General features: G+C 65.1%; 21 protein-coding genes. 5 read left to right on the forward strand and 16 right to left on the reverse strand.

Annotated elements, in window-relative coordinates:
- Window positions 1-46: 46 nt before the first annotated feature.
- The gene (gene atpA, locus RAD04_RS12955; RefSeq protein ID WP_028139207.1) at window positions 47-1,576 is read right to left on the reverse strand and encodes a F0F1 ATP synthase subunit alpha; all 1,530 of its coding nucleotides are present in this window, start codon (window positions 1,574-1,576) and stop codon (window positions 47-49) included.
- Window positions 1,576-2,136 (reverse strand): F0F1 ATP synthase subunit delta, encoded by a 561-nt coding sequence (locus RAD04_RS12960; protein WP_018318859.1) that lies wholly within the window; start codon window positions 2,134-2,136, stop codon window positions 1,576-1,578. Before RAD04_RS12960 ends, atpA begins: the two co-directional genes overlap by 1 nt.
- 684 nt (window positions 2,137-2,820) lie before the next feature.
- On the opposite strand from RAD04_RS12960, the gene RAD04_RS12965 reads away from it, so the two are divergent.
- On the forward strand, window positions 2,821-3,321 hold the full coding sequence (locus RAD04_RS12965) for a septal ring lytic transglycosylase RlpA family protein (protein ID WP_018318860.1): 501 nt from the start codon (window positions 2,821-2,823) through the stop codon (window positions 3,319-3,321).
- A gap of 272 nt (window positions 3,322-3,593) precedes the next feature.
- Here the strand turns inward: RAD04_RS12965 and RAD04_RS12970 are convergent, their stop codons facing one another.
- The gene (locus tag RAD04_RS12970; protein ID WP_461624106.1) at window positions 3,594-5,804 is read right to left on the reverse strand and encodes a primosomal protein N'; all 2,211 of its coding nucleotides are present in this window, start codon (window positions 5,802-5,804) and stop codon (window positions 3,594-3,596) included.
- Window positions 5,805-5,915: 111 nt separating this feature from the next.
- On the opposite strand from RAD04_RS12970, the gene RAD04_RS12975 reads away from it, so the two are divergent.
- Both RAD04_RS12975 and RAD04_RS12980 read left to right on the forward strand, forming a co-directional pair.
- A complete protein-coding gene (locus tag RAD04_RS12975; RefSeq protein WP_461624107.1) occupies window positions 5,916-6,881 on the forward strand; it encodes a tyrosine recombinase XerC in 966 nt (321 codons plus the stop codon).
- 97 nt (window positions 6,882-6,978) lie between these two features.
- On the forward strand, window positions 6,979-7,566 hold the full coding sequence (locus tag RAD04_RS12980; protein WP_461624108.1) for a DUF4337 domain-containing protein: 588 nt from the start codon (window positions 6,979-6,981) through the stop codon (window positions 7,564-7,566).
- Window positions 7,567-7,674: 108 nt separating this feature from the next.
- Here the strand turns inward: RAD04_RS12980 and RAD04_RS12985 are convergent, their stop codons facing one another.
- The 13 genes from RAD04_RS12985 to RAD04_RS13045 all read right to left on the reverse strand — a co-directional run bounded on the left by RAD04_RS12985 (window position 7,675) and on the right by RAD04_RS13045 (window position 21,932).
- On the reverse strand, window positions 7,675-8,205 hold the full coding sequence (locus RAD04_RS12985; protein ID WP_461624109.1) for a hypothetical protein: 531 nt from the start codon (window positions 8,203-8,205) through the stop codon (window positions 7,675-7,677).
- A 34-nt stretch (window positions 8,206-8,239) separates the two neighbouring features.
- Entirely contained in the window at window positions 8,240-9,640 is a 1,401-nt protein-coding gene (gene lpdA / locus RAD04_RS12990; protein WP_183261131.1) for a dihydrolipoyl dehydrogenase, read from the reverse strand.
- 57 nt (window positions 9,641-9,697) lie between these two features.
- The gene (locus tag RAD04_RS12995; protein WP_461624110.1) at window positions 9,698-10,447 is read right to left on the reverse strand and encodes an SDR family oxidoreductase; all 750 of its coding nucleotides are present in this window, start codon (window positions 10,445-10,447) and stop codon (window positions 9,698-9,700) included.
- A 25-nt stretch (window positions 10,448-10,472) separates the two neighbouring features.
- Window positions 10,473-10,706 carry a hypothetical protein gene (locus RAD04_RS13000; RefSeq protein WP_018318867.1) on the reverse strand — a complete coding sequence of 78 codons (234 nt, stop codon included), beginning with the start codon at window positions 10,704-10,706 and terminating at the stop codon, window positions 10,473-10,475.
- Window positions 10,707-10,717: 11 nt separating this feature from the next.
- Window positions 10,718-11,962 carry a 2-oxoglutarate dehydrogenase complex dihydrolipoyllysine-residue succinyltransferase gene (odhB, locus tag RAD04_RS13005; RefSeq protein ID WP_338309512.1) on the reverse strand — a complete coding sequence of 415 codons (1,245 nt, stop codon included), beginning with the start codon at window positions 11,960-11,962 and terminating at the stop codon, window positions 10,718-10,720.
- Window positions 11,963-12,113: 151 nt separating this feature from the next.
- Window positions 12,114-15,083, reverse strand: coding sequence for a 2-oxoglutarate dehydrogenase E1 component (locus RAD04_RS13010; RefSeq protein WP_461624111.1), 2,970 nt, complete (start codon window positions 15,081-15,083; stop codon window positions 12,114-12,116).
- Window positions 15,084-15,220: 137 nt separating this feature from the next.
- On the reverse strand, window positions 15,221-16,105 hold the full coding sequence (sucD, locus tag RAD04_RS13015; RefSeq protein WP_091964944.1) for a succinate--CoA ligase subunit alpha: 885 nt from the start codon (window positions 16,103-16,105) through the stop codon (window positions 15,221-15,223).
- A gap of 36 nt (window positions 16,106-16,141) precedes the next feature.
- Window positions 16,142-16,621, reverse strand: a complete 480-nt coding sequence (locus tag RAD04_RS13020; protein WP_461624112.1) for a DUF1579 family protein — start codon at window positions 16,619-16,621, stop codon at window positions 16,142-16,144.
- Between the two features lie 4 nt (window positions 16,622-16,625).
- Window positions 16,626-17,822, reverse strand: a complete 1,197-nt coding sequence (gene sucC / locus RAD04_RS13025) for an ADP-forming succinate--CoA ligase subunit beta (RefSeq protein WP_461621076.1) — start codon at window positions 17,820-17,822, stop codon at window positions 16,626-16,628.
- Between the two features lie 208 nt (window positions 17,823-18,030).
- A complete protein-coding gene (gene mdh, locus RAD04_RS13030; RefSeq protein ID WP_008145224.1) occupies window positions 18,031-18,999 on the reverse strand; it encodes a malate dehydrogenase in 969 nt (322 codons plus the stop codon).
- Between the two features lie 183 nt (window positions 19,000-19,182).
- Window positions 19,183-20,367: a cell division protein ZapE gene (gene zapE / locus RAD04_RS13035; RefSeq protein ID WP_461624113.1), complete on the reverse strand. Its 1,185-nt coding sequence runs from the start codon at window positions 20,365-20,367 to the stop codon at window positions 19,183-19,185.
- Between the two features lie 209 nt (window positions 20,368-20,576).
- The gene (thpR, locus tag RAD04_RS13040) at window positions 20,577-21,113 is read right to left on the reverse strand and encodes an RNA 2',3'-cyclic phosphodiesterase (protein WP_091965126.1); all 537 of its coding nucleotides are present in this window, start codon (window positions 21,111-21,113) and stop codon (window positions 20,577-20,579) included.
- A gap of 174 nt (window positions 21,114-21,287) precedes the next feature.
- Window positions 21,288-21,932, reverse strand: a complete 645-nt coding sequence (locus tag RAD04_RS13045) for an arylesterase (protein WP_461624393.1) — start codon at window positions 21,930-21,932, stop codon at window positions 21,288-21,290.
- A 55-nt stretch (window positions 21,933-21,987) separates the two neighbouring features.
- Between RAD04_RS13045 and RAD04_RS13050 the strand changes: the two genes are divergently transcribed.
- Entirely contained in the window at window positions 21,988-22,707 is a 720-nt protein-coding gene (locus tag RAD04_RS13050) for an ABC transporter ATP-binding protein (protein ID WP_461624114.1), read from the forward strand.
- Window positions 22,704-25,274: an ABC transporter permease gene (locus RAD04_RS13055; RefSeq protein ID WP_461624115.1), complete on the forward strand. Its 2,571-nt coding sequence runs from the start codon at window positions 22,704-22,706 to the stop codon at window positions 25,272-25,274. The genes RAD04_RS13050 and RAD04_RS13055 overlap by 4 nt, the downstream gene beginning before the upstream one ends.
- The last annotated feature ends 54 nt before the right edge of the window (window positions 25,275-25,328 follow it).

Consider the following 25,328-nt stretch of genomic DNA (forward strand, 5'->3'; position numbering starts at 1 on the left):
CCTCTCGCGAAGCGATCATGGCCGGAAGACCCGGCCATGACGACGCTTAAGCGAAGCTCTTCGCAAAACCTTCGACCACCGACTTCAGCTTGGCAGCCACGTCGTCGGAGAGGTCGCGGGTGTCGCGGATCGAATTGAGGATCTCGACGTTCTTGCCGCGCAGCAGCGAGAGCAGACCGTCCTCGAACGCGCGCACCTTGTTGACCGGAAGCGGATCGAGATAGCCGTTGGTGCCGGCCCAGATCACGCAGACCTGCTCTTCCATCTTCAGCGGCGCGAACTGCGGCTGCTTCAGGAGCTCGGTCAGGCGGGAGCCGCGGTTCAGCAGGCGCTGGGTCGAGGCGTCCAAGTCGGAACCGAACTGCGCGAACGCCGCCATTTCGCGGTACTGCGCCAGCTCGCCCTTGATCTTGCCCGCGACCTTCTTGGTGGCCTTGGTCTGCGCCGACGAGCCGACGCGCGACACCGACAGACCGACGTTCACCGCGGGACGGATGCCCTGGAAGAACAGGTCGGTTTCCAGGAAGATCTGACCGTCGGTGATCGAGATGACGTTGGTCGGAATGTAGGCCGACACGTCGTTGGCCTGGGTTTCGATGACCGGCAGTGCGGTCAGCGAGCCCGAGCCGTGATCCTTGCTGAGCTTGGCCGCGCGCTCGAGCAGACGGGAATGCAGGTAGAACACGTCGCCCGGATAAGCCTCGCGGCCCGGCGGGCGGCGCAGCAGCAGCGACATCTGGCGGTAGGCGACGGCCTGCTTGGACAGATCGTCATAGATGATGACCGCGTGCATGCCGTTGTCGCGGAAGAACTCGCCCATGGTGCAGGCGGTGAACGGCGCGATGTACTGCATCGGCGCCGGATCCGAAGCGGTGGCGGCGACGACGATCGAATACTCGAGCGCGCCCTGCTCTTCCAGCACCTTCACGAACTGGGCGACGGTCGAACGCTTCTGGCCGACCGCGACGTAGACGCAGTACAGCTTGATGTTCTCGTCGGGCTGCGCGTTGAGCGGCTTCTGGTTCAGGATGGTGTCGAGCGCGATCGCGGTCTTGCCGGTCTGACGGTCGCCGATGATCAGCTCGCGCTGGCCGCGGCCGATCGGGATCAGGGCGTCGATCGCCTTGAGGCCGGTCGCCATCGGCTCGCTCACCGACTTGCGCGGAATGATGCCGGGCGCCTTGACGTCGACGCGCATGCGCTTGTCGGCCTGGATCGGACCCTTGCCGTCGATCGGATTGCCGAGCGCGTCGACGACGCGGCCGAGCAGGCCCTTGCCGACCGGCGCGTCCACGATGGCACGGGTGCGCTTGACGGTCTGGCCTTCCTTGATCTCACGGTCGCCGCCGAAGATCACGACGCCGACGTTGTCGGTTTCGAGGTTCAGCGCCATGCCGCGGGTGCCGTTCTCGAACTCGACCATCTCGCCGGCCTGGACGTTGTCCAGACCATAGACGCGGGCAATACCGTCGCCGACGGACAGCACCTGTCCGACTTCGGAGACTTCAGCTTCCTGGCCGAAATTCTTGATCTGGTCCTTGAGGATCGCGGAAATTTCCGCGGCGCGGATGTCCATCAGCCTGCCTCTTTCATCGCGTGCTTGATCGAATTGAGTTTGGTGCGAAGCGAACTATCGATCATGCGGCTGCCGAGCTTGACGACGAGGCCACCGATGATCGAGGGATCGACATTCACGTTGAGCGCGACGTCCTTGCCGGTCACCGACTTCAGGGCAACCTTGAGGGCGTCGAGATTCTTGTCCGAAAGCGTTTCCGCCACGGTGACGTCGGCCGTCACCTCGCCCTTGAACCTGGCGACCAGGGCCCGGTAGGCGCGAATGACGTCGACCACCGCGAACAGGCGGCGATTGGCGGTCAGGACTTTCAGGAAATTGGCGGAGATGCCGGCGATACCGGCCTTGGCCAGCACGGCCGAAAGGGCCTTGGACTGGGCATCGGCCGCGAAAACCGGACTGCGGACGAGGCGCTTCAGATCGGCGCTCTCGTTCAGCATGGCCTCGAATTTCTCGAGATCGGCTTTGACCTCGTCGACCACTTTCTGGTCGCGGGCCAGTTCAAACAAGGCCGTTGCATAACGGCCGGACACACCTGAAACGGACGTATCTTCTGCAGCCACAGACGCGCTCTTTTTGCTGTCAAACTCGCAAGGGAAAAACCGTCGCCACAAAGCGGCGCCAAGCGATCCAAGCCCTTGGAATTCAAGCGGGACTTCGATTTCCGGCCGACACGGGACGTGCCGGATCCGTGAAAATCGCGGCTTTGCTAACATAGCAGGCGCGCAGGTGCAACATGACGCCAAATTAAAGGCACGAGGTTCTGTCGCCAGTTCGTCGCACGCTGGATACGTCGGTCACCCACCGATCCGACGACCGTATCAGGGACTTGAGCAAGGACATGGTGACGTGGCGCCGCGCCGCGGAATTGTCGCGGGGCTCTGCCGTGTCTCGCCTTGTTGGTTCCTGCTCTCAGCGCATAGCGGCCATGAACACGGATCGCTGAGGCGTGATTCCGGCCTCGCCAGCTCCACTCGCCGAATACTTACCCAATTCAAAATGCTCAAGATGATGACTTCGCTTTTACAGTATTTAGCAGTATTACATAGGTTAACAAATCGTTAAAAGCGAAGATTACGGAACATCGGCTGAATATCTGATCGCGGTAACAAGATATTTCATGACGACACAGAATGGATTTACTGCCCAATTCACGCCTCATTAGGAATCGAAACGCCAACCCGCTCACAAACTGATGGGGGCTCCACTAGCCACATGTGTGGCAATACTAGCTTAGGGACCACTAAATGCTGTCTTTGAAGACGCTGGGCTTTGTGACCCGGCCGCGCACGGCGATCGCTTTCATTGCCGCAACTCTTCTCATCGGTGGAACTGCCACCGAAGCTTCCGCCAAATCCCGGCATCACCGGCATCATCATCACCGCCACCACGCTCAGACCGATACCAACGCGACCTCCGATTGGCGCAACGCCAATGCGTCGATGACGCCGACCTCGGGCACGGGCCACAGCTTCTCCGGCATGGCCTCCTTTTACGGCAACGAGTCCGGCAGCCGCACGGCCTCGGGCCAGCGCTTCAACCAGAATGCTATGACCGCGGCGCACCGTTCGCTGCCGTTCGGCACCAAGCTGCGCGTCACCCACGGCGGCTCGAGCGTCGTCGTCACCATCAATGACCGTGGCCCGTTCATTCGCGGCCGGGTTCTCGACCTCTCCACGGGCGCTGCCCGCGCCATCGGCCTCACGGGTCGCGGCGTCGGCCGCGTCACCGCGGAAGTCGTCTCCTAAGGCGCGATAAAGCGTCCATCGATCGCGCGCAGTTTTCATCAGTTTGATGCGCGCATGAAACAAGCCCGCGGTCTTGGGGGACCGCGGGCTTTTTTTATTGGCCGTCATCGCCGCTGGTGTCCCGGACGAGCTGCAACGCCGCTTGGCGTTGCGGCGCAGAGCCGGGATCCAGAAGCCGAGCGCTCCTCTGTGAGATGGGCCCCGGCTCTGCAGCGCACCGTCAAAGAGACGCTGCGCTGCGTCCGGGGCACGAGAGGAGAGAGCTCAGCCCCCTACAAAAAGCTCTGCGGATCGACGTCGACTTCGAGCTTCTGATTGCCCGTCGGCTTCGGGCAGACGGCGAGCCAGTTGCGCAAATAGTCCGAGAGGTCGAAACCGCGCGCCGATTTCACCAGGATGCGGAAGCGGTAGCGGCCCTTGATCACGGCGAGCGGCGCCTCCGCCGGGCCGAGCACCACGACGCGCTCGTCGCGCGGGGCGAGCGCGACGAGGCGGCGGCCAAGCCCTTCGGCGCTCGGGCGGTCGCCGGCGGAGATGATCAGGCTGGCGAGCCGGCCGAACGGCGGATACAGCGTGCGTTCGCGCAGATCGATCTCGCTGTCGTAAAAAGCCTCGCGGTCGCAGGCGATCAGCGCCTTCATCACGGGATGATCGGGCTGGTGGGTCTGGAGATAGCCGATGCCGCGGCCCTGCTCGCGCCCGGCGCGGCCGATCACCTGGTTGAGCAATTGCCAGGTGCGTTCCGCCGCGCGCGGATCGCCATTGGACAGACCAAGATCCGCATCGACCACGCCGACCAGATTGAGCCGCGGGAAATTGTGGCCCTTGGCGACGAGCTGCGTGCCGATGATGATGTCGACGCGGCCCTCCGCGATCTCGGCAAGCTCGGAGCGCATCGTCTCGATCGAGGTGATGAGATCGCTCGACAGCACCATGGTGCGGGCTTGCGGGAACAGCGCCGCCGCCTCCTCCTGCAGGCGTTCGACGCCGGGGCCGACCGCGACCAGCGATTCCTCGGCCGAACAGTTCGGACAGAGATGCGGCCGCGGCATCGAGAAGCCGCAATGATGACAGACCAGGCGCTGGCGGAAGCGGTGATCGACCAACCAGGCATCGCAGATGGTGCAGGCGAAGCGGTGGCCGCAGCCGCGGCACAGCGTCAGCGGCGCATAGCCGCGGCGATTGAGGAATAGCAGCGCCTGCTCGCGCTTCTCGATCGCTTTTCTGATTTCACCAGCAAGCCGCGGCGAGATGAAGCGCCCGCGCGCCGGCGGCTCGCGGCGCATGTCGATCGCCTCGATATGCGGCATGTGCTGGCCGCCGAAGCGCGAGGGCAGCGCGATGCGCTGATAGCGGTTCTTGCGCGCATTGACCTCGGATTCGACCGACGGCGTCGCCGACGCCAGCACGACCGGGATTTTTGCGATATGCGCGCGCACCACCGCCATGTCGCGGGCGTGATAATGCACGCCCTCGTCCTGCTTGTAGGCCTGGTCGTGCTCCTCATCGACGACGATCAGGCCGAGATTGGCGTAGGGGAGAAACAGCGCGGAGCGCGCGCCGACCACGACCGGCGCGCTCCCTCCCGAGATCGCCGCCCAGTTCCGCGCGCGGGTGCGCGGCGTCAGCTCGGAATGCCATTCGATCGGCCGCACGCCAAAGCGTTGCGCGAAGCGATCGAGGAACTGGCCGGTGAGCGCGATCTCCGGCATCAGGATCAGCGATTGCCTGCCGCGGCGGATGGCTTCCGCGATCGCCTCGAAATAGACCTCGGTCTTGCCCGAGCCGGTGACACCATCGAGCAATGCGACGTGGAAGGTGCCGTTGGCGGCGAGCGCGCGCATCGTGTCGACGGCCGCGCGCTGCAGCGGGGTAAAATCCGGCCGGCCGAAATCCGGATCGGGCACCGGCGACGGCGGAGGCGGCGGCATCGGCTCGACCGTGAGCGTGCCTTCGTCGACGAGCCCGTCGATCACGCCTGAGGAGACGCCGGCTTCCTTGGCGGCTTCAGACTTGCCGTGCAGGAGCCGGTCCGACAGCACCTCGATCACGCGCTGCCGTGCCGGCGTCAGCCTTTTCGGCGGGTCGCCGACCAGGCGCACGCCCGGGCGCACCCGCTCGGGGCCGAGAGTCTCGCCCATCCGCAGGCACATGCGGAGCACCATGCCGCGCGGGCTCAGTGTGTAATTGGCGACCCAGTCGACCACGGACCGCAGCTCGGGCTTGAGCGGCGGGATGTCGAGCTTCTCGTTGACCTCCTTGAGACGGTTGTGCAGGCGCGGATCGGGATTGGCGTTCTCGCCCCAGACCACGGCCAGCACCTCGCGCGGCCCGAGCGGCACGGCGACGAGATCGCCCGCCTTCAGCTCCATTCCGCGCGGCACCTTGTAGGAATAGGTCTGGTCGAGCGCGACCGGCACCAGCACGTCGACCATGCCGGTCGCGTTGGTGGGGGCGGTGGTGCTGCGCGAGGTGTGATCCATGAACGAAGAATCGGAACCGGGGGCCTCAAGGCTAGCGCCCTGGGGCGGCCTTAGCGAACGATAAACGGGTGTGATGCGATATACTGAGTGGAATCACCACGTCCAGTGCGCATGAGCAAAGCCGTCGCCCCACCTCTCGAGCTCGCCAGCGCCGATCCCTCGATCGCGCAGGAGATGACGCGCTGGCTGTCGCATCTCGGCGCCGAGCGGCGATTGTCGCCGAAGACGCTGGAAGCCTATGGCCGCGACTTGCGGCAGTGCCTGGATTTCCTTTGCAGCCATTGGGGCGAGCGCGTGACGCTGAAGCGCTTCGCGGCGCTGGAGGCCACCGACGTCCGCGCCTTCATGGCGATGCGACGCGCCGACGACATCGCCGGCCGCAGCTTGATGCGTGCGCTGGCCGGCCTGCGCTCCTTCGGCCGCTTCCTCGAGCGCGAAGGCAAGGGCAAGGTCGGCGCACTCTCGGCGATCCGTGCGCCGAAGGTGGCCAAGACCTTGCCGAAGCCGCTGCCGATGGCATCAGCCAAGCGCCTTGCCGATGCCGACGAGCGTGCCGGCGAGGATCGCGACACCTGGATCCTGGCGCGCGATGCCGCGGTGATGGCGCTCTTGTACGGCTCGGGGCTCCGCATCTCGGAGGCGCTCGGCCTGAAGCGCCGCGAAGTGCCGCGTCCCGGCGAGGGCGACGTGCTGATCGTGACCGGCAAAGGCAACAAGACCCGCATGGTGCCGGTGCTGCAGAACGTGCTCGAGCTCGTTCAGGAATATGTCGCGATGTGCCCTTATCCGCTGCCCGCCGAGGGCCCGATCTTCGTCGGCGCGCGCGGCGGTCCCTTGAGCCCGCGCATCATCCAGCTCGCGATGGAGCGGCTGCGCGGCGCGCTCGGCCTGCCCGACAGCGCCACGCCGCACGCGCTCCGGCATTCCTTCGCCACGCATCTGCTGTCGCGCGGCGGGGACTTGCGCGCCATCCAGGAATTGCTCGGCCATTCCTCGCTCTCGACCACGCAGATCTACACCGGCATCGATTCCGAGCGCCTGCTGGAAGTCTATGCCAGCGCGCATCCAAGACGCTGACGAATTGGCGCTGACACACTGACGTCATAACTGCCTTGCCTCTTGCGCAGGCCGCGCGGTTCGGTCAATCGTTGCGGAACCGAGGCAGGAGAGACTGATGAGCGCACATGAAAGCATGGAGCACGCCGAGCACGCCGAACACGCGTCCGGCTCGAACAAGAAGATCGCGCTCCTGATTGCCGTGCTGGCGCTGTTCCTGGCGATCTCGGAGACGCTCGGCAAGGGCGCCCAGACCGAATCCATCAGCAAGAACGTCGAGGCCGCCAATCTCTGGGCGTTCTTCCAGGCCAAGAGCATCCGCCGCACCATGGTGATCACCGCCGCCGAGCAGGGCAAGCTCGCGCTCGCCGGCGCGGACGAGGCGCAGAAGCCCGCGGTGCAGAAGCAGGTCGACGACTGGACCAAGACCGCGCAGCGCTACCGCTCCGAGCCGGAGACCGGCGAAGGCACCGAGCAGCTCGCCGAGAAGGCCAAGCATGCCGAGCACCAGCGCGACGAGGCGACCGCGAAATACCACCACTTCGAGCTGGCGTCGGCCGCCTTCCAGATCGGCATCGTGCTGGCCTCGGCCACCATCATCACCGGCATGTTCGCGCTGGCCTATGTCGCCGGCATCCTGACGCTCGCCGGCCTGCTCATGACCGGCCTCGGCCTGTGGTGGCCGCATCTGGTGCATTTGCATTGATTGGTGCGCTGACGCGCTCGCCACAAGCCACACAGACAGTGTCATGCCCCGGCTTGACGGGCAATGACACCGAATATGTGGCGATGACAGTGTGTAAGCAGCAGGCAGCTACCGCGCCTGGTGCACGCTCTTCCTGAAGCGCTGGATCAGACGCAGCGTACGTGACGACCAGCCTTCGCCGTTGCCGGCGATCAGCTCGCGGATACGGCGCTTGATCGGGTCGACCAGCAGGTGCGCCTTGGCGCGGACCTTCATCACCAGATCATAGATCCGCTCGAACCAGTGCATCTCCAAAAGCTTGTCGCGCGTCACGTCGAACACGAAGGCAGTGACGCCGACGCCGAGCAGCTTCGCGAAAACGATCGTGAAGACCGCGCTGGTCCAGTATTCATGCGTGAGCAGCCACAGGCCGACCAGCTTGAGCGGAAACAGCGGGACGATCGGGACCGCGAACACGATCAACGTCATGGCCGGCGACAGCGCATCGACGCGCTCCGTCAGCCATTGCTTGAAGCGCGCCAGCGGGATCGCCGCGACGACCTTTGCAACGATCGGCTCGAGATGGTCCCACAGCCAGGCTTCGATCAGGAAGACGATCGCAAGCAGGACCCAGACCGGTTGAAGAAGGCGGCGCAGCATGTGTTTCCCGCCCGATTAGGCGCTGGGCGCGTGACTACATATGGATGGCCCGCTTGCCGACTGCAAGCGCGGCTTCCTTGATGGCCTCCGAGCGGGTCGGATGCGCGTGGCAGGTGCGCGCGAGATCTTCCGCACTGCCGCCAAACTCCATGAGAACGCACGCTTCATGGATCATTTCGCCGGCTTCGCGGCCGATAATGTGCACGCCGAGCACGCGATCGGTCTTCGCATCTGCGAGAATCTTCACAAAGCCGTCAGTGGTCTGGTTGACCTTGGAGCGGCCGTTGGCGGTAAAGGGAAACTTCCCGACGGTATAAGCCACGCCCGCCTGCTTCAGCTCCTCCTCGGTCTTGCCGACGCAGGACACTTCCGGGGTGGTATACACGACGCCTGGGATCACGTCGTAGTTCACGTGGCCGGACTGGCCGGCGATGATCTCGGCCACCGCCACGCCTTCGTCCTCGGCCTTGTGCGCGAGCATGGGCCCAGCGACGACGTCGCCGATGGCATAGACGCCCTTCAGGCTGGTGGCGAAGTGCGGATCGATCTGGACGCGGCCACGATTGTCCAGCGCGACGCCGGCCTCCTTCAGGCCGAGCGCGTCGGTGTAGGGGACGCGGCCGATGCAGACCAGAACGACGTCGGCTTCCAGCGTCTCGGCGGCGCCGCCGGCGGCGGGCTCGATGGTCGCCTTCAGCGTCTTGCCTGAGCTGTCGACGGCGGTGACCTTGGCGCCAAGCTTGAACGCAAAGCCCTGCTTTTCCAGGATGCGCTGGAATTGCTTGGCGATCTCGCCGTCCATGCCGGGCAGGATGCGATCGAGGAATTCGACGACGACGACCTCGGCACCGAGACGATGCCAGACCGAGCCGAGCTCGAGGCCGATCACGCCGGCGCCGACGATCAAGAGCTTGCCGGGCACCTTGTCGAGCGACAACGCGCCGGTCGAGGACACGATGCGCTTCTCGTCGATCTCGATACCCTTGAGGCGCGCGATGTCCGAACCGGTCGCGATCACGATGTTCTTCGTTTCGATCGTCTGCGACTTGCCATCGGCGGAGACCGCGACCTTGCCGGTGCCCAGGATCTTGCCGGTGCCCTTGAGCACGTCGATCTTGTTCTTCTTCATCAGGAACTCGACGCCCTTGACGTTGCCGTCGATGCCCTGCTGCTTGAAGTTCATCATCGCGGGAAGATCGAGCTTCGGCGAGGACACCGACACGCCCATCTTGGCGAAGGAGTGCCCGGCTTCCTCGAACATCTCGGACGCGTGCAGCAGCGCCTTCGACGGCATGCAGCCGACATTGAGGCAGGTGCCGCCGAGGGTTGCGTTCTTTTCGACCACGGCGACTTTCATGCCGAGCTGGGCTGCGCGCACCGCGCAGACATAACCGCCCGGTCCGGTGCCGATGACGACGAGATCGTAGGTAGCCATGAGAGAAAGTCCCGTAGGTTTAGCGTGATGGGGATGTGTCAGCGTCCGCGCGGCGCGTCAGCGTCCGCCGGACACATCGAGAGTTGCTGCGGTGATGTAGGAAGCCTCGTCCGACATCAGCCAGACGATGGCATTGGCGATTTCATCGGCGGTGCCGACGCGCTTCATCGGCACCATTTGGGCCAGACGATGGGCGCGGTCGGGCTCGCCGCCGGCGGCGTGAATTTCCGTATCGATCAGGCCCGGCCGGATGCCCGCGACACGAATGCCTTCGCCCGCGACCTCATAGCCGAGGCCGGTGGTGAAGGAATCGATCGCGCCCTTGGACGCGGCATAGTCGACATAGGTGTTGGGCGCGCCGAGACGCGCCGCGACCGAAGACAGGTTGACGATGACGCCACCCTTGCCGCCGTGCTTGGTGGACATCCGCTTCACGGCCTCGCGCGCGCAGAGAATGGAGCCGGTGACGTTGACCGCGAGCACGCGCTGGATGCGCTCGGCCGACATCTCGTCGACCCGCACGCCGCTGGTGCCGACGATACCGCCATTGTTGACGAGCGCGGCCAACGTGCCGAACTTGTCGGCCTGCTTGAACAGATCGAGGATGTCGCCTTCCTCGGCGACATCGCATTTCACCGCGATCGCCTTGCCATTGCCGGCCTCGATCTGGGCGACAACCTCATCGGCGGCCTTCTTGTTGCTGGCATAGCCGACCACGACGCGATAGCCGCGCGCAGCCGCCGCAATCGCGGTCGCGCGGCCAATGCCACGGCTGCCGCCGGTGATGACAACGACTTTATCGGTCACATCAATCCCCACGAGTTCGAGCGCACTACGACGTCTTGCCCTCAAGAGCGGCCAATCGATCCAGCACGGACTTGTCCGTGAGGCTCACCAGATGGAACAGAATGAAGGGCGTGAGAAACGGAATCAGGCACCAAGCGGCAAAGCCGACCCCCTTACCTTTTCTTCGACTGATCGGAATCGCGAAGAAGAAAAAGATAAGGGTGGTCAGCAGGAACGGCACCATGGAGATGAGCGCATGCGCAAGCGACGGCTCCCCCATCGTCGCCTCCCTCAGAGATCGAGCACCAGGCGCGCCGGATCTTCCAGACTCTCCTTGACGCGAACCAGGAAGGTGACGGCTTCCTTGCCGTCGATGACGCGGTGATCATAGGACAGCGCCAGATACATCATCGGGCGGACCTCGATCTTGCCGCCGACGACCATCGGCCGCTCCTGGATCTTGTGCATGCCGAGGATGCCGGATTGCGGCGCGTTCAGGATCGGGGTCGACATCAACGAGCCGTAGATGCCGCCATTGGTGATGGTGAAGGTGCCGCCCTGCATCTCGTCGATCTTGAGCTGGCCGTCACGGGCGCGGCGACCGAAATCGGCGATGCCCTTCTCGATGTCGGCGATCGACTTGTGGTCGCAGTCGCGCACCACGGGCACGACGAGGCCCTTGTCGGTGCCGACGGCGACGCCGATGTGGTAGTAGTTCTTGTAGATCAGGTCGGTGCCGTCGATCTCGGCGTTGACGGCCGGGATGTCCTTCAGCGCCTGCACGACGGCCTTGGTGAAGAAGCCCATGAAGCCGAGCTTGGAGCCGTGCTTCTTCTCGAACGCGTCCTTGTAGTGCGCTCGCAGCGCCATCACGTTGGTCATGTCGACCTCGTTGAAGGTCGTCAGCATGGCCGCGGTGTTCTGGACGTCCTTGAGGCGGCGCGCGATGGTCTGGCGCAGGCGGGTCATCTTGACGCGCTCTTCGCGGGCGGCGTCATCGGCCGGCGAGGGCGCGCGCACCTGCACGGCGGCGGCGGGCTGGTTGACCGGGGTCGGCGCAGAGGCCGCCCGCTCGATCGCGGCAAGCATGTCGCCCTTGGTGACGCGGCCGTCCTTGCCGGAGCCCGGAACAGTCGAGGCATCGACGCCGGTCTCAGCCGAGAGCTTGCGCACGGACGGGGCGAGCGGCGCGTCGGCCGGCGGCGCCTTCGCGGCCGGAGCCGGCGCGGAAGCAGCAGCGGCGGCAGGAGCGGCAGCGGCGGGCTTGGCGGGCGCGGCGGCGGGCTTGGCAGCGCCTGCGGCGCCTTCCGTGATCTGGCCGAGCAGCGCGCCGACCGCGACGGTCGCGCCATCGGCGGCGATGATCTCGCTCAGCGTGCCGGCGGAGGGCGCCGGGACCTCGATGGTGACCTTGTCGGTCTCGAGCTCCACCAAGGGCTCGTCGACGGCGACGGGGTCGCCGGCCTTCTTGAACCAGCGGCCGATGGTGGCCTCGGTGACGGATTCGCCGAGCGTCGGCACACGAATTTCAGTCATGGTCTTTTCCTTAAGGGATCGCCGGTGCGGTCATGAATTCCGGATGTCACGGCCAGCGAAAAGCAAGCCATCCAGCGAGCCGGGACGTTCGCAGTCGCGACCTACTGGATGCCCCGCTCTTCCGAGCGGGGCATGACGCAGTTAAAAAAGTTCAGCTCAGTGCTTCGTCCAGGAATGCCTTCAGCTGCGCCTGATGCTTGGACATCAGACCAGTCGCGGTCGCGGCGGAAGCGGCGCGGCCGACATAACGCGGACGCCGGCTCACGCCGTTCACCTGGTTCAGCACCCATTCCAGATAGGGCTCGATGAAGTGCCAGGCGCCCATGTTGCGGGGCTCTTCCTGGCACCACACCATCTCGGCCTTCTTGAAGCGCGACAGCTCGGCCACCAGCGCCTTCAGCGGCACCGGATAGAGCTGCTCGACGCGCATCAGATAGATGTCGTCGATGCCGCGCTTCTCGCGCTCCTCGTAGAGGTCGTAATAGACCTTGCCGGAGCACAGCACGATGCGGCGGACCTTCTCGTCCGGGACGAGCTTGATCGCCTCGTTCGGCAGCATTTGGGCGTCATCATAGAGGATGCGGTGGAAGGACGTGTCCTTCGCAAGTTCCTCGATGCGCGACACCGCACGCTTGTGACGCAGCAGCGACTTGGGCGTCATCACGATCAGCGGCTTGCGGATTTCGCGATGAAGCTGCCGACGCAGCACGTGGAAGTAGTTCGCCGGCGTGGTCGGGTAGACCACCTGCATGTTGTCTTCGGCGCACATCTGCAGGTAACGCTCGAGGCGCGCCGAGGAGTGCTCCGGTCCCTGCCCCTCATAGCCGTGCGGCAGCAGGCAGACGAGGCCGGACATGCGCAGCCATTTGCGCTCGCCCGAGGAGATAAACTGGTCGAACACGACCTGCGCACCGTTGGCGAAGTCGCCGAACTGGGCTTCCCAGAGGGTCAGCGTGTTCGGCTCGGCGAGCGAGTAGCCATATTCGAAGCCGAGCACGGCTTCTTCCGACAGCAGCGAGTTGATGACCTCGTAATGGCCCTGCTCGTGACCGAGATGGTTGAACGGCGTGTAGCGGCTCTCGTCTTCCTGGTCGATCAGGACCGAGTGGCGCTGCGAGAAGGTGCCGCGCTCCGAATCCTGTCCGGACAGGCGGACGTGATGGTTTTCGTTGAGCAGCGTGCAGAACGCCAACGCCTCGCCGGTCGCCCAGTCGACGCCCGCGTTGCCGTCGATCGCCTTGGCGCGGTTGTCGAGGAAGCGCTGGATGGTGCGGTGAACGCGGAAACCATCCGGCACCTTGGTGATCTTGCGGCCGATATCCTTGAGAACAGGAAGATCAACGCCGGTGACGCCGCGCCGCGCATCCTCTTCCTGATCGGCGATCTTGAAGCCGGACCACTTGCCGTCAAGCCAGTCGGCCTTGTTCGGCTTGTAGGAGGTGCCGGCCTCGAACTCGGCGTCGAGCCGCGCGCGCCAGTCGGCCTTCAGCTTGTCGACTTCACCCTCGGTGACCACGCCTTCGGCGATCAATCGCTTGGAGTAGAGGGTGAGGGTCGAGGCATGGGCCGCGATCCGCTTGTACATCACCGGCTGAGTGAATGCCGGCTCATCGCCCTCATTGTGGCCGTAGCGGCGATAGCACCACATGTCGATGACGACGGGCTTGTGGAATTTCTGCCGGAATTCGATCGCGACCTTGGCCGCGAACACCACGGCCTCCGGATCGTCGCCGTTCACATGGAAGATCGGCGCGTCGATCATCTTCGCCACGTCCGACGGATAGGGCGAGGAGCGCGAGTAGCGCGGATAGGTGGTGAAGCCGATCTGGTTGTTGACGATGAAATGCACGGAGCCGCCGGTGCGGTAGCCCTTCAGGTCGGACAGGCCGAAGCATTCCGCGACCACGCCCTGGCCGGCGAACGCCGCGTCGCCGTGCATCAGGAGCGGCAGCACCGAAATGCGCATGTCGGGCGGATCGCCATGCTGGTCCTGCTTGGCGCGGACCTTGCCGAGCACCACGGGATCGACGATCTCGAGATGCGAGGGGTTGGCGGTCAGCGACAGATGGATGCGGTTGCCGTCGAACTCGCGGTCCGAGGACGCGCCGAGGTGATATTTGACGTCGCCCGAGCCTTCGACCGCGTCGGGGTTGGCGGAGCCGCCCTTGAATTCGTGGAACAGGGCGCGGTGCGCCTTGCCCATCACCTGCGTCAGCACGTTGAGGCGGCCGCGGTGCGGCATGCCCAGCACGATCTCCTTCACGCCGAGATTGCCGCCGCGCTTGATGATCTGCTCGAGCGCCGGGATCAGCGATTCGGCGCCGTCGAGACCGAAGCGCTTGGTGCCGGTGAACTTGGTGTCGCAGAATTTCTCGAAGCCCTCGGCCTCGACCAGCTTCATCAGGATGGCGCGGCGACCTTCGCGGGTGAACGAGATCTCCTTGTCCGGACCCTCGATGCGCTCCTGGATCCAGGCCTTCTGCGCGGCATTGCTGATATGCATGAACTCGACGCCGAGCGTCTGGCAGTAGGTGCGCTCGCAGATCGCGGTGATCTCGCGCAGCGTGCCGTATTCGAGGCCGAGCACGTGATCGAGGAAGATCTTGCGGTCGAAATCGGCTTCGCTGAAGCCGTAGGTACGCGGATCGAGCTCTTCGCGGTTGCGCTGGGCTTCGATGCCGAGCGGATCGAGCTTGGCATGGAAGTGACCGCGCATGCGGTAGGAGCGGATCAGCATCAGGGCGCGGACGGAGTCGCGCGTCGCCTGGAGCAGATCGGCGGAGGAGAGACCGGCGCCCTTGTCACCCCCCTTGGCCTGCGCTTTGGCCGCGATCTTGGCACCGACCGCCTTCTCGACCTCGGCCCAGTTGCCGTCGAGGGCAGAGGTCAGGTCGTCCTGTGGGGTCAGCGGCCAGTTGGTGCGCTCCCAGGACGGCCCCTCGGCGTTCTTGCTGATGTCACCGGGGTGGTCGTTGAGGCTCTTGAAGAACTCCCGCCACTCGGCGTCGACCGAGGACGGGTCCTTCTCGTAGCGGGCGTAGATTTCGTCGATGTAGGTGGCGTTGGTGCCCTGCAAAAAGGATGACAGGGCAAAGGCTGCGTTCGCGTCCTGGCGAGACATACTGGAGTTCCTGGCGATTTCGGTTCGCGCATAACAAACGGCGCTGGCACCGAGCTCCCCGGCAGAGGCTCGGCGCGACAGGCACCCTTTACCCTATTTGCTGCGAAACTTCGCCCGGAAAAGTGCGAAGAAGTGAATCAGCCTTTCAACTTTTCGGCAAGCGTATGGCCGAGGCGGGCGGGTGACGGGGACACTGTAATCCCTGCCGATTTCATCGCCTCGGTCTTGGAACCGGCGTCGCCCTTCCCGCCCGAGATGATCGCGCCGGCATGGCCCATGCGGCGGCCGGGAGGGGCGGTGACGCCGGCGATGAAGCCGACCATCGGCTTCTTGCGGCCGCGCTTGGCCTCGTCCTTGAGGAACTGGGCAGCGTCCTCCTCGGCGGAACCGCCGATCTCGCCGATCATAATGATCGACTCGGTCTTGGGGTCGGCCAGGAGCATTTCGAGGACGTCGATGAACTCGGTTCCCTTGACCGGGTCGCCGCCGATGCCGACCGCGGTGGTCTGGCCGAGGCCTTCCTGGGAGGTCTGGAACACGGCTTCATAGGTCAGCGTGCCCGAGCGGGAGACGATGCCGACCGAGCCGGTCTTGAAGATGTTGGCGGGCATGATGCCGATCTTGCACTCGCCGGCGGTCATGACGCCCGGGCAGTTCGGCCCGATCAGGCGCGACTTGGAACCGGCCAGCGAGCGCTTCACGCGCACCATGTCGATGACGGGAATGCCCTCGGTGATGCAGACGATCAGGGGGATCTCGGCGTCGATCGCTTCGCAGATCGCGTCGGCCGCGCCCGGCGGCGGCACGTAGATCACCGATGCATCGGCGCCGGTCTTCTCACGCGCATCGCGCACGGTGTCGAACACCGGCAGGCCCAGATGCGTCGCGCCGCCTTTGCCCGGCGAGGTGCCGCCGACCATCTTGGTGCCGTAGGCGATCGCGGCCTCCGAATGGAAGGTGCCGTTCTTGCCGGTGAAGCCCTGGCAGATGACCTTGGTGTTCTTGTCGATCAGGATGGACATGAGGTCTGCTTTCGCGAAACTAACAGAGTGAGAGGATCAGTGGATGCGGCGGTAGACGCCGGTGAGCACGTCGGCCCAGCCTTCCGCGTCCGGCGAGAACTGGATCTTCAACGAGTAGGAATTGTCGTCGATGATTTCGTAGACGTGGCGCGCATTGCCGCGAAGCGAGCCGCGCACCAGCGTCAGGGTCTTGCCGACCCACCCGCCGGAGGCGGGCGAAGGCGGCGTGTAGCCGAGCGAGTCGTACCAGAACAATTTGTAGGTCCGGTCGTCGCTGTCGAAGGTGAAGATGCCGTGGGTGGCGAAGATCTGCTTGCCGTCGCGCAGCTGCACCGCGTCCTGGATCAGATAAAATCCATTCAGGTCCATGCGCGCGACGACGTGCGAACTTGCCGGCCCGCCCGCCGTCCAGCGCGACGGGAAGACCACCTCTTCGCCATCCCATTCGCCGGCGAACGCGGCAAGACGCGCGTGCTCGGGAAGCGGAGATGATGCGGCGAGATGGTCCTGGGCCATGGCCTTAGCCTCCCTTGACGGCCTTCACGATCTTCTGCGCGGCGTCGTCGAGATTGTCGGCCGGCACCACGTTCAGGCCGGATTCACGGATGATCTTCTTGCCGAGCTCGACATTGGTGCCCTCGAGGCGGACCACCAGCGGCACGCTGAGACCGACTTCACGAACCGCAGCGGTGACGCCCTCGGCGATCACGTCGCACTTCATGATGCCGCCGAAGATGTTGACGAGGATGCCCTTCACGTTGGGATCGGCGGTGATGATCTTGAACGCGGCCGCGACCTTCTCCTTGCTGGCGCTGCCGCCGACGTCGAGGAAGTTCGCCGGCGACATGCCGTAGAGCTTGATGATGTCCATCGTCGCCATGGCAAGTCCGGCGCCGTTGACCATGCAGCCGATGTTGCCGTCGAGCGTGACGTAGTTGAGGTCGTACTTGGACGCCTCGATTTCCTTGGCGTCTTCCTCGGTCTCGTCGCGCAGGGCGAGCACTTCGGGGTGACGGAACAGCGCGTTGTCGTCGAACGACACCTTGGCGTCGAGCACGCGGAGCTGGCCCTGCTTGGTCACGACCAGCGGGTTGATCTCCAGCATGGCCATATCCTTGCCGACGAAGGCCGCGTAGAGCTGTGCGGTGAGCTTCTCGGCCTGCTTGGCGAGATCGCCGGAGAGCTTCAGCGCATTCGCAACCGTGCGGCCGTGATGGCCCATGATGCCGGTGGCGGGATCGACCGAGAAGGTCACGATCTTCTCAGGATTGTTGTGCGCGACGTCCTCGATGTTGACGCCACCCTCGGTCGAGACGACGAACGAGACGCGCGAGGTCTCGCGGTCGACCAGGAGCGAGAGGTAGAATTCCTTGTCGATGTCGGAGCCGTCCTCGATGTAGAGGCGGTTGACCTGCTTGCCGGCGGGGCCGGTCTGGATCGTCACCAGCGTGGCGCCGAGCATCTGCTTGGCGAACTCGGTGACCTCTGCGGCCGACTTGGCGATGCGGACGCCGCCCTTGTCGCCGGCGGAAGCTTCCTTGAACTTGCCCTTGCCGCGGCCGCCGGCGTGGATCTGGCTCTTCACCACATAGACCGGACCCGGCAGCGCCTTGGCGGCGGCTTCCGCATCCGAGGGCTTCAGGACGGGCACGCCCTTGGAGATCGCTACGCCGAACTCGCTGAGCAGCGCTTTGGCCTGATATTCATGGATATTCATATGGTCGCTCCCTGAACCCGCGGGCGGTGACCTCAAGGGCCCACCTCAGTCTTGTGGCTGGCATACCATATACCACAGGAACTGCAACCCGGATTCTTTGACTTCGAGATCTCTGGACTGCTGAAACCGGACCCGTCCCGACAACCGGTCCCCGGAAGTGAAACCGCCGAAGACCGGTTTTCGGGCTTCGGCGGGACTTGCTTGGCGCTTAGCGGCCGAGAAGATCGGGGGCGATCTTCTTGCAGGCGTCGACCAGGCCCTGCACCGCGCCGACCGACTTGTCGAAGGCTTCGCGGTCCTTGCCGGCGAGCTCGATCTCGACGACGCGCTCGACGCCCTTGGAGCCGATCACGACGGGCACGCCGACATACATGTCCTTCACGCCGTATTCGCCGTTGAGGTACGCGGCCGAGGGCAGCACGCGCTTCTTGTCACGCAGATAGCTCTCGGCCATCGCGATTGCCGAGGCGGCCGGCGCGTAGAAGGCCGAGCCGGTCTTGAGCAGGTTGACGATCTCGGCGCCGCCGTTGCGGGTGCGGTCGACGATCTCGTCGAGGCGCGCCTGCGAGGTCCAGCCCATCTTGACGAGGTCGGGCAGCGGAATGCCGGCGACGGTGGAGTACTTCACCAGCGGCACCATGGTGTCGCCATGGCCGCCGAGCACGAAGGCGGTGACGTCTTCGACCGAGACGTTGAACTCGTCGGCCAGGAAGTAGCGGAAGCGGGCCGAATCCAGCACGCCGGCCATGCCGACGACCTTCTTGTGCGGCAGGCCCGAAGCCTTCTGCAGCGCCCAGACCATCGCGTCGAGCGGGTTGGTGATGCAGATGACGAAGGCGTCCGGGGCGTACTTCTTGATGCCGGCGCCGACCTGCTCCATGACCTTGAGGTTGATGGAGAGAAGATCGTCGCGGCTCATGCCGGGCTTGCGCGGCACGCCGGCGGTGACGATGCAGACCTTGGCGTTGTCGAGCGCCTCGTAGGAGTTCGCGCCGGTGTAGTGGGCGTCAAAACCGTCGACCGGCGAGGACTGCGCGATGTCGAGCGCCTTGCCCTGCGGCACGCCTTCGGCGATGTCGAACATCACCACGTCGCCCAGCTCTTTCAGGCCGATGAGATGAGCCAGCGTTCCGCCGATCTGACCGGAGCCAATCAAAGCAATCTTGTCGCGCGCCATGTGAGCCTGTCCTTTAGACACGTAAGGTGGGGAAAAACTGAGAGGGTGGTTATCCCTTTCGCCTCCCCCGTTCAAGTCGCCGGATGCCCAATTGTCGGGCTTGGCGCGATAGCAGCCATACAGGTCCGTGATTCCGGGGCGCGCGAAGCGCGAGCCCGGAATGACAGCGCTAGCGAATAGGACTTAAGTCTCTACCAACCCCTTGGTGGAGCCGCTTGCGGTGGAATCCTTGCGGCCGTGAGCCAGCGCCAGATAGGATTCCGAGCTCATCTCGATCAGGCGCGACGCCGTCCGCTTGAACTCCATGGCCTCGGTGCCCTCATGGGCCAGGTAGAGCGAGATCGGGTTGGCATCGGCCGAGGCCATCAGCTTCACGGCATTGTCATAGAGCGCGTCGATCAGCGTGATGAAGCGCTTGGCGGCGTTGCGCTGGGACTGGTCCATCACTGGAATATGGTCGACCAGGATGGTGTGATAGTCGTGCGCCAGCCGGAGGTAGTCCGATGCCCCGAGCGGCTTCTCGCAGAGATCGGCGAACGAGAACCGCGCCACGCCATGGGCCGAGCACGGCACGTGCAGGATGCGGCCCTTGATCGTGATGTCTCGCGACTTGCATTTGGCGTTGCCGGTCATCTTGGCCCAGGCGCGATCGAGGGCTGCATCCGCATCGCCGTCGGCCGGCGTCAGCCACATCGGCACGCCCTGAAGTTTTTCCAACCGGAAATCGGTGCGCGCATTGAGCCGCGCGACGTCCATGTGGTCGGTGATCTGCTTGATGAAGGGCAGGAACAGCGACCGGTTCAGGCCGCCCTTGTAGAGATCGTCAGGCGCGACGTTGGAGGTCGCGACCACGACGGTGCCGAGCTCGAACAATTTAGCGAACAGTCGCCCCAGGATCATCGCATCCGCGATGTCGGTGACGTGGAATTCGTCGAAGCAGAGCAGCCAGCTTTCCTCGAAGATCGCGTTGGCGGTCAGCGCGATGACATCGCTGTCGGCGATCTCGCCGCGCGCGATGCTCTGGCGATAGTCGTAGATGCGTTCATGCACGTCCGCCATGAATTCGTGGAAATGCGCCCGCCGCTTGTGCTCGACCGAGGCGTGCTGGAAGAACAGATCCATCAGCATGGTCTTGCCGCGGCCGACCTCGCCATGGATGTAGAGCCCGCGCGGCGCGTCATCCTTGTCGCTGCTGAACAGGCGGGCAAGCAGGCCCTGCTTGCGCTGCGGTTTGTAGTCCGCGAGCCGCAGATCGAGCGCCGCATAGGCTTCGGCGACTTCGGCTTGCGCAGCATCGGGCTCGATCGCGCCGGAGGCGATCTGGGCCTGATAGGCTGCGCTGAAGGGGGAACTGGGGGTCGAGAGCATGGCCTTTACCGCCAGAGACGGACGGAAATTGCAAGCCGTGAATCGAGGTCAGAGGTATGCGCTTTCGTGTCCCGGACGCGCTGCAGCGCCACCAGCGCGTTCACGCGCGTCTTTGACGCGCTATGCGCTGCTGCGCAGAGCCGGGACCCACTATTTCGTTCATCGCGGAGAACTGGGCCCCGGCTCTGCGGCCGGGGCACGAGCGCGAGCTACGCACACAGCTCGTAGGCGTCCTCGACGACATACGGCCCGCCGCCAGTGGAGGCGCGCGACGAGAACAGCACGAACCGCTCCGCCATGAACGCCTTGCTCGGGAAGTAGCCACGCAGCGAGAGATAGTCGGCGACGTCGCGGTCGGAGGCATCGTGCAGCCGGGCCAGCGTGACATGCGGGATGAACTTGCGGCCTTCAGGGTTGAGGCCGATCCGCTGCATCATGCGCTCGAGCTCGGCCTGCAATTCCATCAGCGGCTTGCTCGGCGCGATCGTCGCAACGACCGCTCTCGGTTTGCGACCGCCAAAACTCGTCAGCCCCTGCACCTTCACCTCGAACGGTTTGCGGTCGACGCGAAACAGCATCGATGCGATCTCGTTGGCGGACAGGCCGTCGATATCGCCGATGAAGCGCAAGGTGACGTGATAATTTTCGGGATCGATCCAGCGGGCGCCGGGAAGGCCACCCCGCAAATTGGAAAGCGTCTGGCTGACTTCGGCCGGGATTTCCAGACCAGTGAACAAACGCGGCATCGTTTCGCACTCCCGATGCTTGGGCATGATCCGTGGGACAGACCATATCCAAATTTTAGAGCCGGTGACGAATCACCGGTACCCTGATTCCTATCGCAGTTGTGTGACTCTGCGAAGCATCGCGCGCCTCACCCCGGTAAAACCCTGGGTATGAGGGTTGGCGCTGCCCGCTTTTCAACGTCGTTGCTCAGCGATGGTGCCAAGGAATGCCTCCGCGGTGGGCATGATGTTGCCGACGATGATGTCGACGCCGGCCGCAGTCGGATGAATGCCGTCGGCCTGGTTGAGCTTGGCGTCGGCCGCAACGCCCTCGAGAAAGAACGGATAGAGCGGCACGTCGAATTTCTTCGCCAGATCCGGATAAATCGAATTGAAGCGCGCGGCATAATCGGCGCCGTAATTCGGCGGCGCCAGCATGCCGCACAGCATCACCGCGATCTTGCGCGCCTTCAGCCGCTGGACGATGTCGGTCAATGCGGCGCGCGTCAAATCGGGATCGACGCCGCGCAGCGCATCGTTGGCGCCGAGCTCGACGATGACGCCGTCGGTTCCGTCGGGGACCGACCAGTCGAGCCGGTCGCGGCCGCCCGAGGAGGTGTCGCCGGACACCCCGGCGTTGGTCATGTCGACGGCTATACCTTTGTCTTGCAAGGATTTTTTGAGCTTGGCCGGGAATGCATCCTGGGCCGGGAGGCCAAGCCCCGCACTCAGGGAATCGCCGAGGACCACGAGCTTGATCGGCTTGGCCGCCGGCTGGGCCTGCAACGACGGCGTCGTCGCGATCGTCATCAAACCGAGCATCAACACGGCTATGTGCATGAACAATCCGTAACGCCTCTCGACCGCGCTATCGGAGTTGCCATATGACCGGACCATGGACACTCGCATCGAACCCTCGTCGCTCACCGCTGCCGCGGACACCATCGCCATCTCCAACGTCAATCTCTCATTGGGCACGGGCGCGGCACGCGTTCACATCCTCAAGGATATCAGCTTGCGGGTCGCCTCGGGCGAGACGGTCGGCCTGATCGGCCCGTCAGGCTCGGGCAAATCCACGCTGCTGATGGTGATGGCGGGGCTGGAGCGTCCTGATAGCGGAGAGGTGGTGGTGTCGGGCACGCCTTTCAATGCCCTCGACGAGGACGCGCTGGCCCGATTCCGTGGCCGCCAGGTCGGCATCGTCTTTCAGTCCTTTCATCTGATCCCGACCATGACGGCGCTGGAGAACGTCGCGGTGCCGCTGGAGCTTGCCGGCAATCCCGACGCCGCAACGCGCGCGGCGCAGGAGCTGCAATCGGTCGGGCTCGGCGACCGCCTGCATCACTATCCGACGCAATTGTCCGGCGGCGAGCAGCAGCGCGTCGCACTCGCCCGCGCGCTGGCGCCCGATCCCGCCATCCTGGTCGCGGACGAGCCGACCGGCAATCTGGATGAGGCCACCGGAAAGCAGATCGTCGACCTCCTGTTCAGCAAGCATGCCGAGCGCGGCATGACGCTGGTGCTGGTCACGCACGATTCCTCGCTCGCGCATCGCTGCGACCGCGTGATCCGCCTGCGTTCGGGCCGCATCGACACCCAGTCTGCGCCGGCATGAGCGCCTCGGCCGAACCGTTCGCGAAGCCAAACGGCATCGCGCTGTCGCTGCGTTACGCGCTGCGCGAATTGCGCGGCGGCCTGCGCGGTTTCTATGTCTTCATCGCCTGCATCGCGCTCGGCGTGATGGCGATCGCCGGCGTCGGCTCGGTGTCGGCGAGCCTCTCCGACGGCTTGGCCCGCGAGGGCCGCACGCTGCTCGGCGGCGACGTCTCCTTCGTGCTGTTCCAGCGCGAAGCGAAACCTGAAGAGGTCGCCTTCCTGCGCTCACGCGGCACGGTCTCGACCGCGGCGACCTTGCGCGGCATGGCGCGCGCGGCCGATGGCCAGCTCGCACTGGTCGAGATGAAGGCGGTCGACGACACCTATCCGATGCTGGGCCAGCTGACGCTGGCGCCACAGCTGCCGATGTCCGACCTGCTTGCAGAGCGCGATGGCTCGTTCGGCGCCGCCGCCGATCCGACGCTGCTGGCGCGACTCTCCCTCAAGACCGGCGACCGCGTCACCATTGGCGCTGCGACCTTCCAGATCCGCTCTACCGTCGAAGCCGAGCCCGACAAGCTCGCCGGCGGCATCGGCTTCGGCCCGCGCTTCCTGATCAGCGAGGTGGGCCTGCGCGCCACCGGCCTGATCCAGCCCGGCAGCCTGGTGCGCTGGGTCTACCGGGTGAAGCTGCCTGATACGGCGAACAACGAGCGTGCCACCGAAGCCTTCATCGCGGACGCGCGGAGCGCCGCGCCGCAGGCGGGCTGGGAGATCCGCAGCCGCTCCAACGCCTCGCCGCAGCTCGAACGCAACATTAACCGCTTCACCCAGTTCCTGACCCTGGTCGGCCTTGCCGCGCTGCTGGTCGGCGGTGTCGGCGTCGCCAATGCCGTGAAGAGCCATATCGACCGCCGCCTCGAAGTGATCGCGGCCCTCAAGGCCGTCGGCGCCACCGGCCGCGACGTGTTCGGCATCTATCTCGCGCAAGTTCTCCTGCTCGCGGGCATCGGCTCGATCATCGGCCTTGCGCTCGGCGCCGCGATGCCGTTCGCGATCGTCGGCCTGTTCGGCAAGCTGCTGCCGCTGCCGGTGGTGCCGGCCGTGCATGCCGACGAGCTGGCGCTGTCCTTCGTCTACGGCCTCCTGACCGCGCTCGCCTTCGGCCTGTGGCCGCTCGGGCGCGTCCATGACGTGCCGGTGGCCGCGCTGTTCCGCGATACCATCAGCTCGGAATGGCATCGGCCGCGCGCGAGCTATCTCGTGTTCATGGCCGTCGTGATCGCGGCGCTGATCGCAGTCGTGATCGGATTGTCGTTCGACAAGCGCATCGCCGCGGTGTTCGTGGCCTCCTCGGTCGTCGTGTTCGCCTTGCTGCGCGGCATCGCCGCCCTGCTGATGGCGATCGCGCGGCGGCTGCCGCGGACGCGGCTGCCGATGCTGCGGCTGGCGATCGCCAACATCCACCGGCCGGGCGCGCTGACGCCCTCGGTGGTGCTGTCGCTGGGGCTTGGGCTCGCCGTGCTCGTCACCATCACCCAGATCGACGGCAATCTGCGCCGGCAGTTCCTCGCAGCCCTGCCGGACCGCGCGCCGTCCTTCTTCTTCATCGACATCCCGAGCACGCAGGCCGAGCAGTTCGACGGTTATCTGCGCCGGATCGCGCCGGGCGCGACGGTCGAGGACGTGCCGATGCTGCGCGGGCGCATCGTCGCCGCGCGCGGCGTACGCGCCGAGGAGCTCAAGCCGACCACCGATTCGGAGTGGGTGCTGCAGAGCGACCGCGGCCTGACCTATACCGGCGAGCTGCCGAAAGGCTCCAAGGTGGTCGAGGGCGAATGGTGGAGCGCCGAATATTCCGGCCCGCCGCTCGTCTCGATGGAGAAGAAGATCGCCGACGGGCTCGGCCTCAAGCTCGGCGACGAGGTCGTGGTCAATGTGCTCGGCCGCGACATCCCGGCCAAAATCGGCAATCTGCGCACCATCGACTGGCAGGGGATGGGCATCAACTTCGTTCTGGTGTTCTCGCCGAACGCCTTCAAGGGCGCCCCTCACACCCACATCGCGACGCTGACGGAAACGGGCGGAACTGCGGCAGGCGACGGCAAGATCATCAAGCAGGTCGCCGACGCCTATCCGATGGTGACGAGCGTGCGCGTGCGCGAGGTGATGGAGACGGTCGGCTCTGTGGTGACCAATCTGGCGCTAGCGATCCGCGGTGCCAGCGCCGTGACCCTGATCTCGGCGATCCTGGTGCTCGGCGGCGCGCTCGCCGCCGGCCATCGCCACCGGGTCTACGATGCGGTGATCCTGAAGACGCTGGGCGCGACGCGGCTGCGGCTGCTCGGTGCCTATGCGCTCGAATACCTCCTGATCGGGCTCGCGACCGCGGTGTTCGGCATGATCTCCGGCAGCATCGCGGCCTGGATGATCGTGACGCGGCTGATGACGCTGAGCTTCGTCTGGCAGGCCGGCAGCGCGGCGGGCGTGGTCGCGGCCGCGCTTGTCGTCACGGTCGGGCTCGGGCTCGCGGGCACGCTGCTGGCGTTGAACAAAAAGCCCGCCACGGTGTTGCGGAATTTGTGACAAAATGTAGCGGAGGGCCGCACGAGAGCGAAATCGCACGATTTCTGCGATTAA

The sequence above is a fragment of the Bradyrhizobium sp. 25ACV genome, assembly GCF_054863005.1.

Excerpts from the sequence above, each read along its gene's own strand:
- RAD04_RS13010 (WP_461624111.1), bottom strand. The coding sequence starts at position 15,083 with ATGTCTCGCCAGGACGCGAACGCAGCCTTTGCCCTGTCATCCTTTTTG.
- odhB (WP_338309512.1), bottom strand. The coding sequence starts at position 11,962 with ATGACTGAAATTCGTGTGCCGACGCTCGGCGAATCCGTCACCGAGGCC.
- sucC (WP_461621076.1), bottom strand. The coding sequence starts at position 17,822 with ATGAATATCCATGAATATCAGGCCAAAGCGCTGCTCAGCGAGTTCGGC.
- zapE (WP_461624113.1), bottom strand. The coding sequence starts at position 20,367 with ATGCTCTCGACCCCCAGTTCCCCCTTCAGCGCAGCCTATCAGGCCCAG.
- RAD04_RS12980 (WP_461624108.1), top strand. The coding sequence starts at position 6,979 with ATGAGCGCACATGAAAGCATGGAGCACGCCGAGCACGCCGAACACGCG.
- atpA (WP_028139207.1), bottom strand. The coding sequence starts at position 1,576 with ATGGACATCCGCGCCGCGGAAATTTCCGCGATCCTCAAGGACCAGATC.
- RAD04_RS13050 (WP_461624114.1), top strand. The coding sequence starts at position 21,988 with ATGGACACTCGCATCGAACCCTCGTCGCTCACCGCTGCCGCGGACACC.
- mdh (WP_008145224.1), bottom strand. The coding sequence starts at position 18,999 with ATGGCGCGCGACAAGATTGCTTTGATTGGCTCCGGTCAGATCGGCGGA.
- RAD04_RS12975 (WP_461624107.1), top strand. The coding sequence starts at position 5,916 with ATGAGCAAAGCCGTCGCCCCACCTCTCGAGCTCGCCAGCGCCGATCCC.
- RAD04_RS12970 (WP_461624106.1), bottom strand. The coding sequence starts at position 5,804 with ATGGATCACACCTCGCGCAGCACCACCGCCCCCACCAACGCGACCGGC.
- RAD04_RS13020 (WP_461624112.1), bottom strand. The coding sequence starts at position 16,621 with ATGGCCCAGGACCATCTCGCCGCATCATCTCCGCTTCCCGAGCACGCG.
- RAD04_RS13045 (WP_461624393.1), bottom strand. The coding sequence starts at position 21,932 with ATGCACATAGCCGTGTTGATGCTCGGTTTGATGACGATCGCGACGACG.
- lpdA (WP_183261131.1), bottom strand. The coding sequence starts at position 9,640 with ATGGCTACCTACGATCTCGTCGTCATCGGCACCGGACCGGGCGGTTAT.
- RAD04_RS13000 (WP_018318867.1), bottom strand. The coding sequence starts at position 10,706 with ATGGGGGAGCCGTCGCTTGCGCATGCGCTCATCTCCATGGTGCCGTTC.
- sucD (WP_091964944.1), bottom strand. The coding sequence starts at position 16,105 with ATGTCCATCCTGATCGACAAGAACACCAAGGTCATCTGCCAGGGCTTC.
- RAD04_RS12985 (WP_461624109.1), bottom strand. The coding sequence starts at position 8,205 with ATGCTGCGCCGCCTTCTTCAACCGGTCTGGGTCCTGCTTGCGATCGTC.
- RAD04_RS13055 (WP_461624115.1), top strand. The coding sequence starts at position 22,704 with ATGAGCGCCTCGGCCGAACCGTTCGCGAAGCCAAACGGCATCGCGCTG.
- RAD04_RS12965 (WP_018318860.1), top strand. The coding sequence starts at position 2,821 with ATGCTGTCTTTGAAGACGCTGGGCTTTGTGACCCGGCCGCGCACGGCG.
- thpR (WP_091965126.1), bottom strand. The coding sequence starts at position 21,113 with ATGCCGCGTTTGTTCACTGGTCTGGAAATCCCGGCCGAAGTCAGCCAG.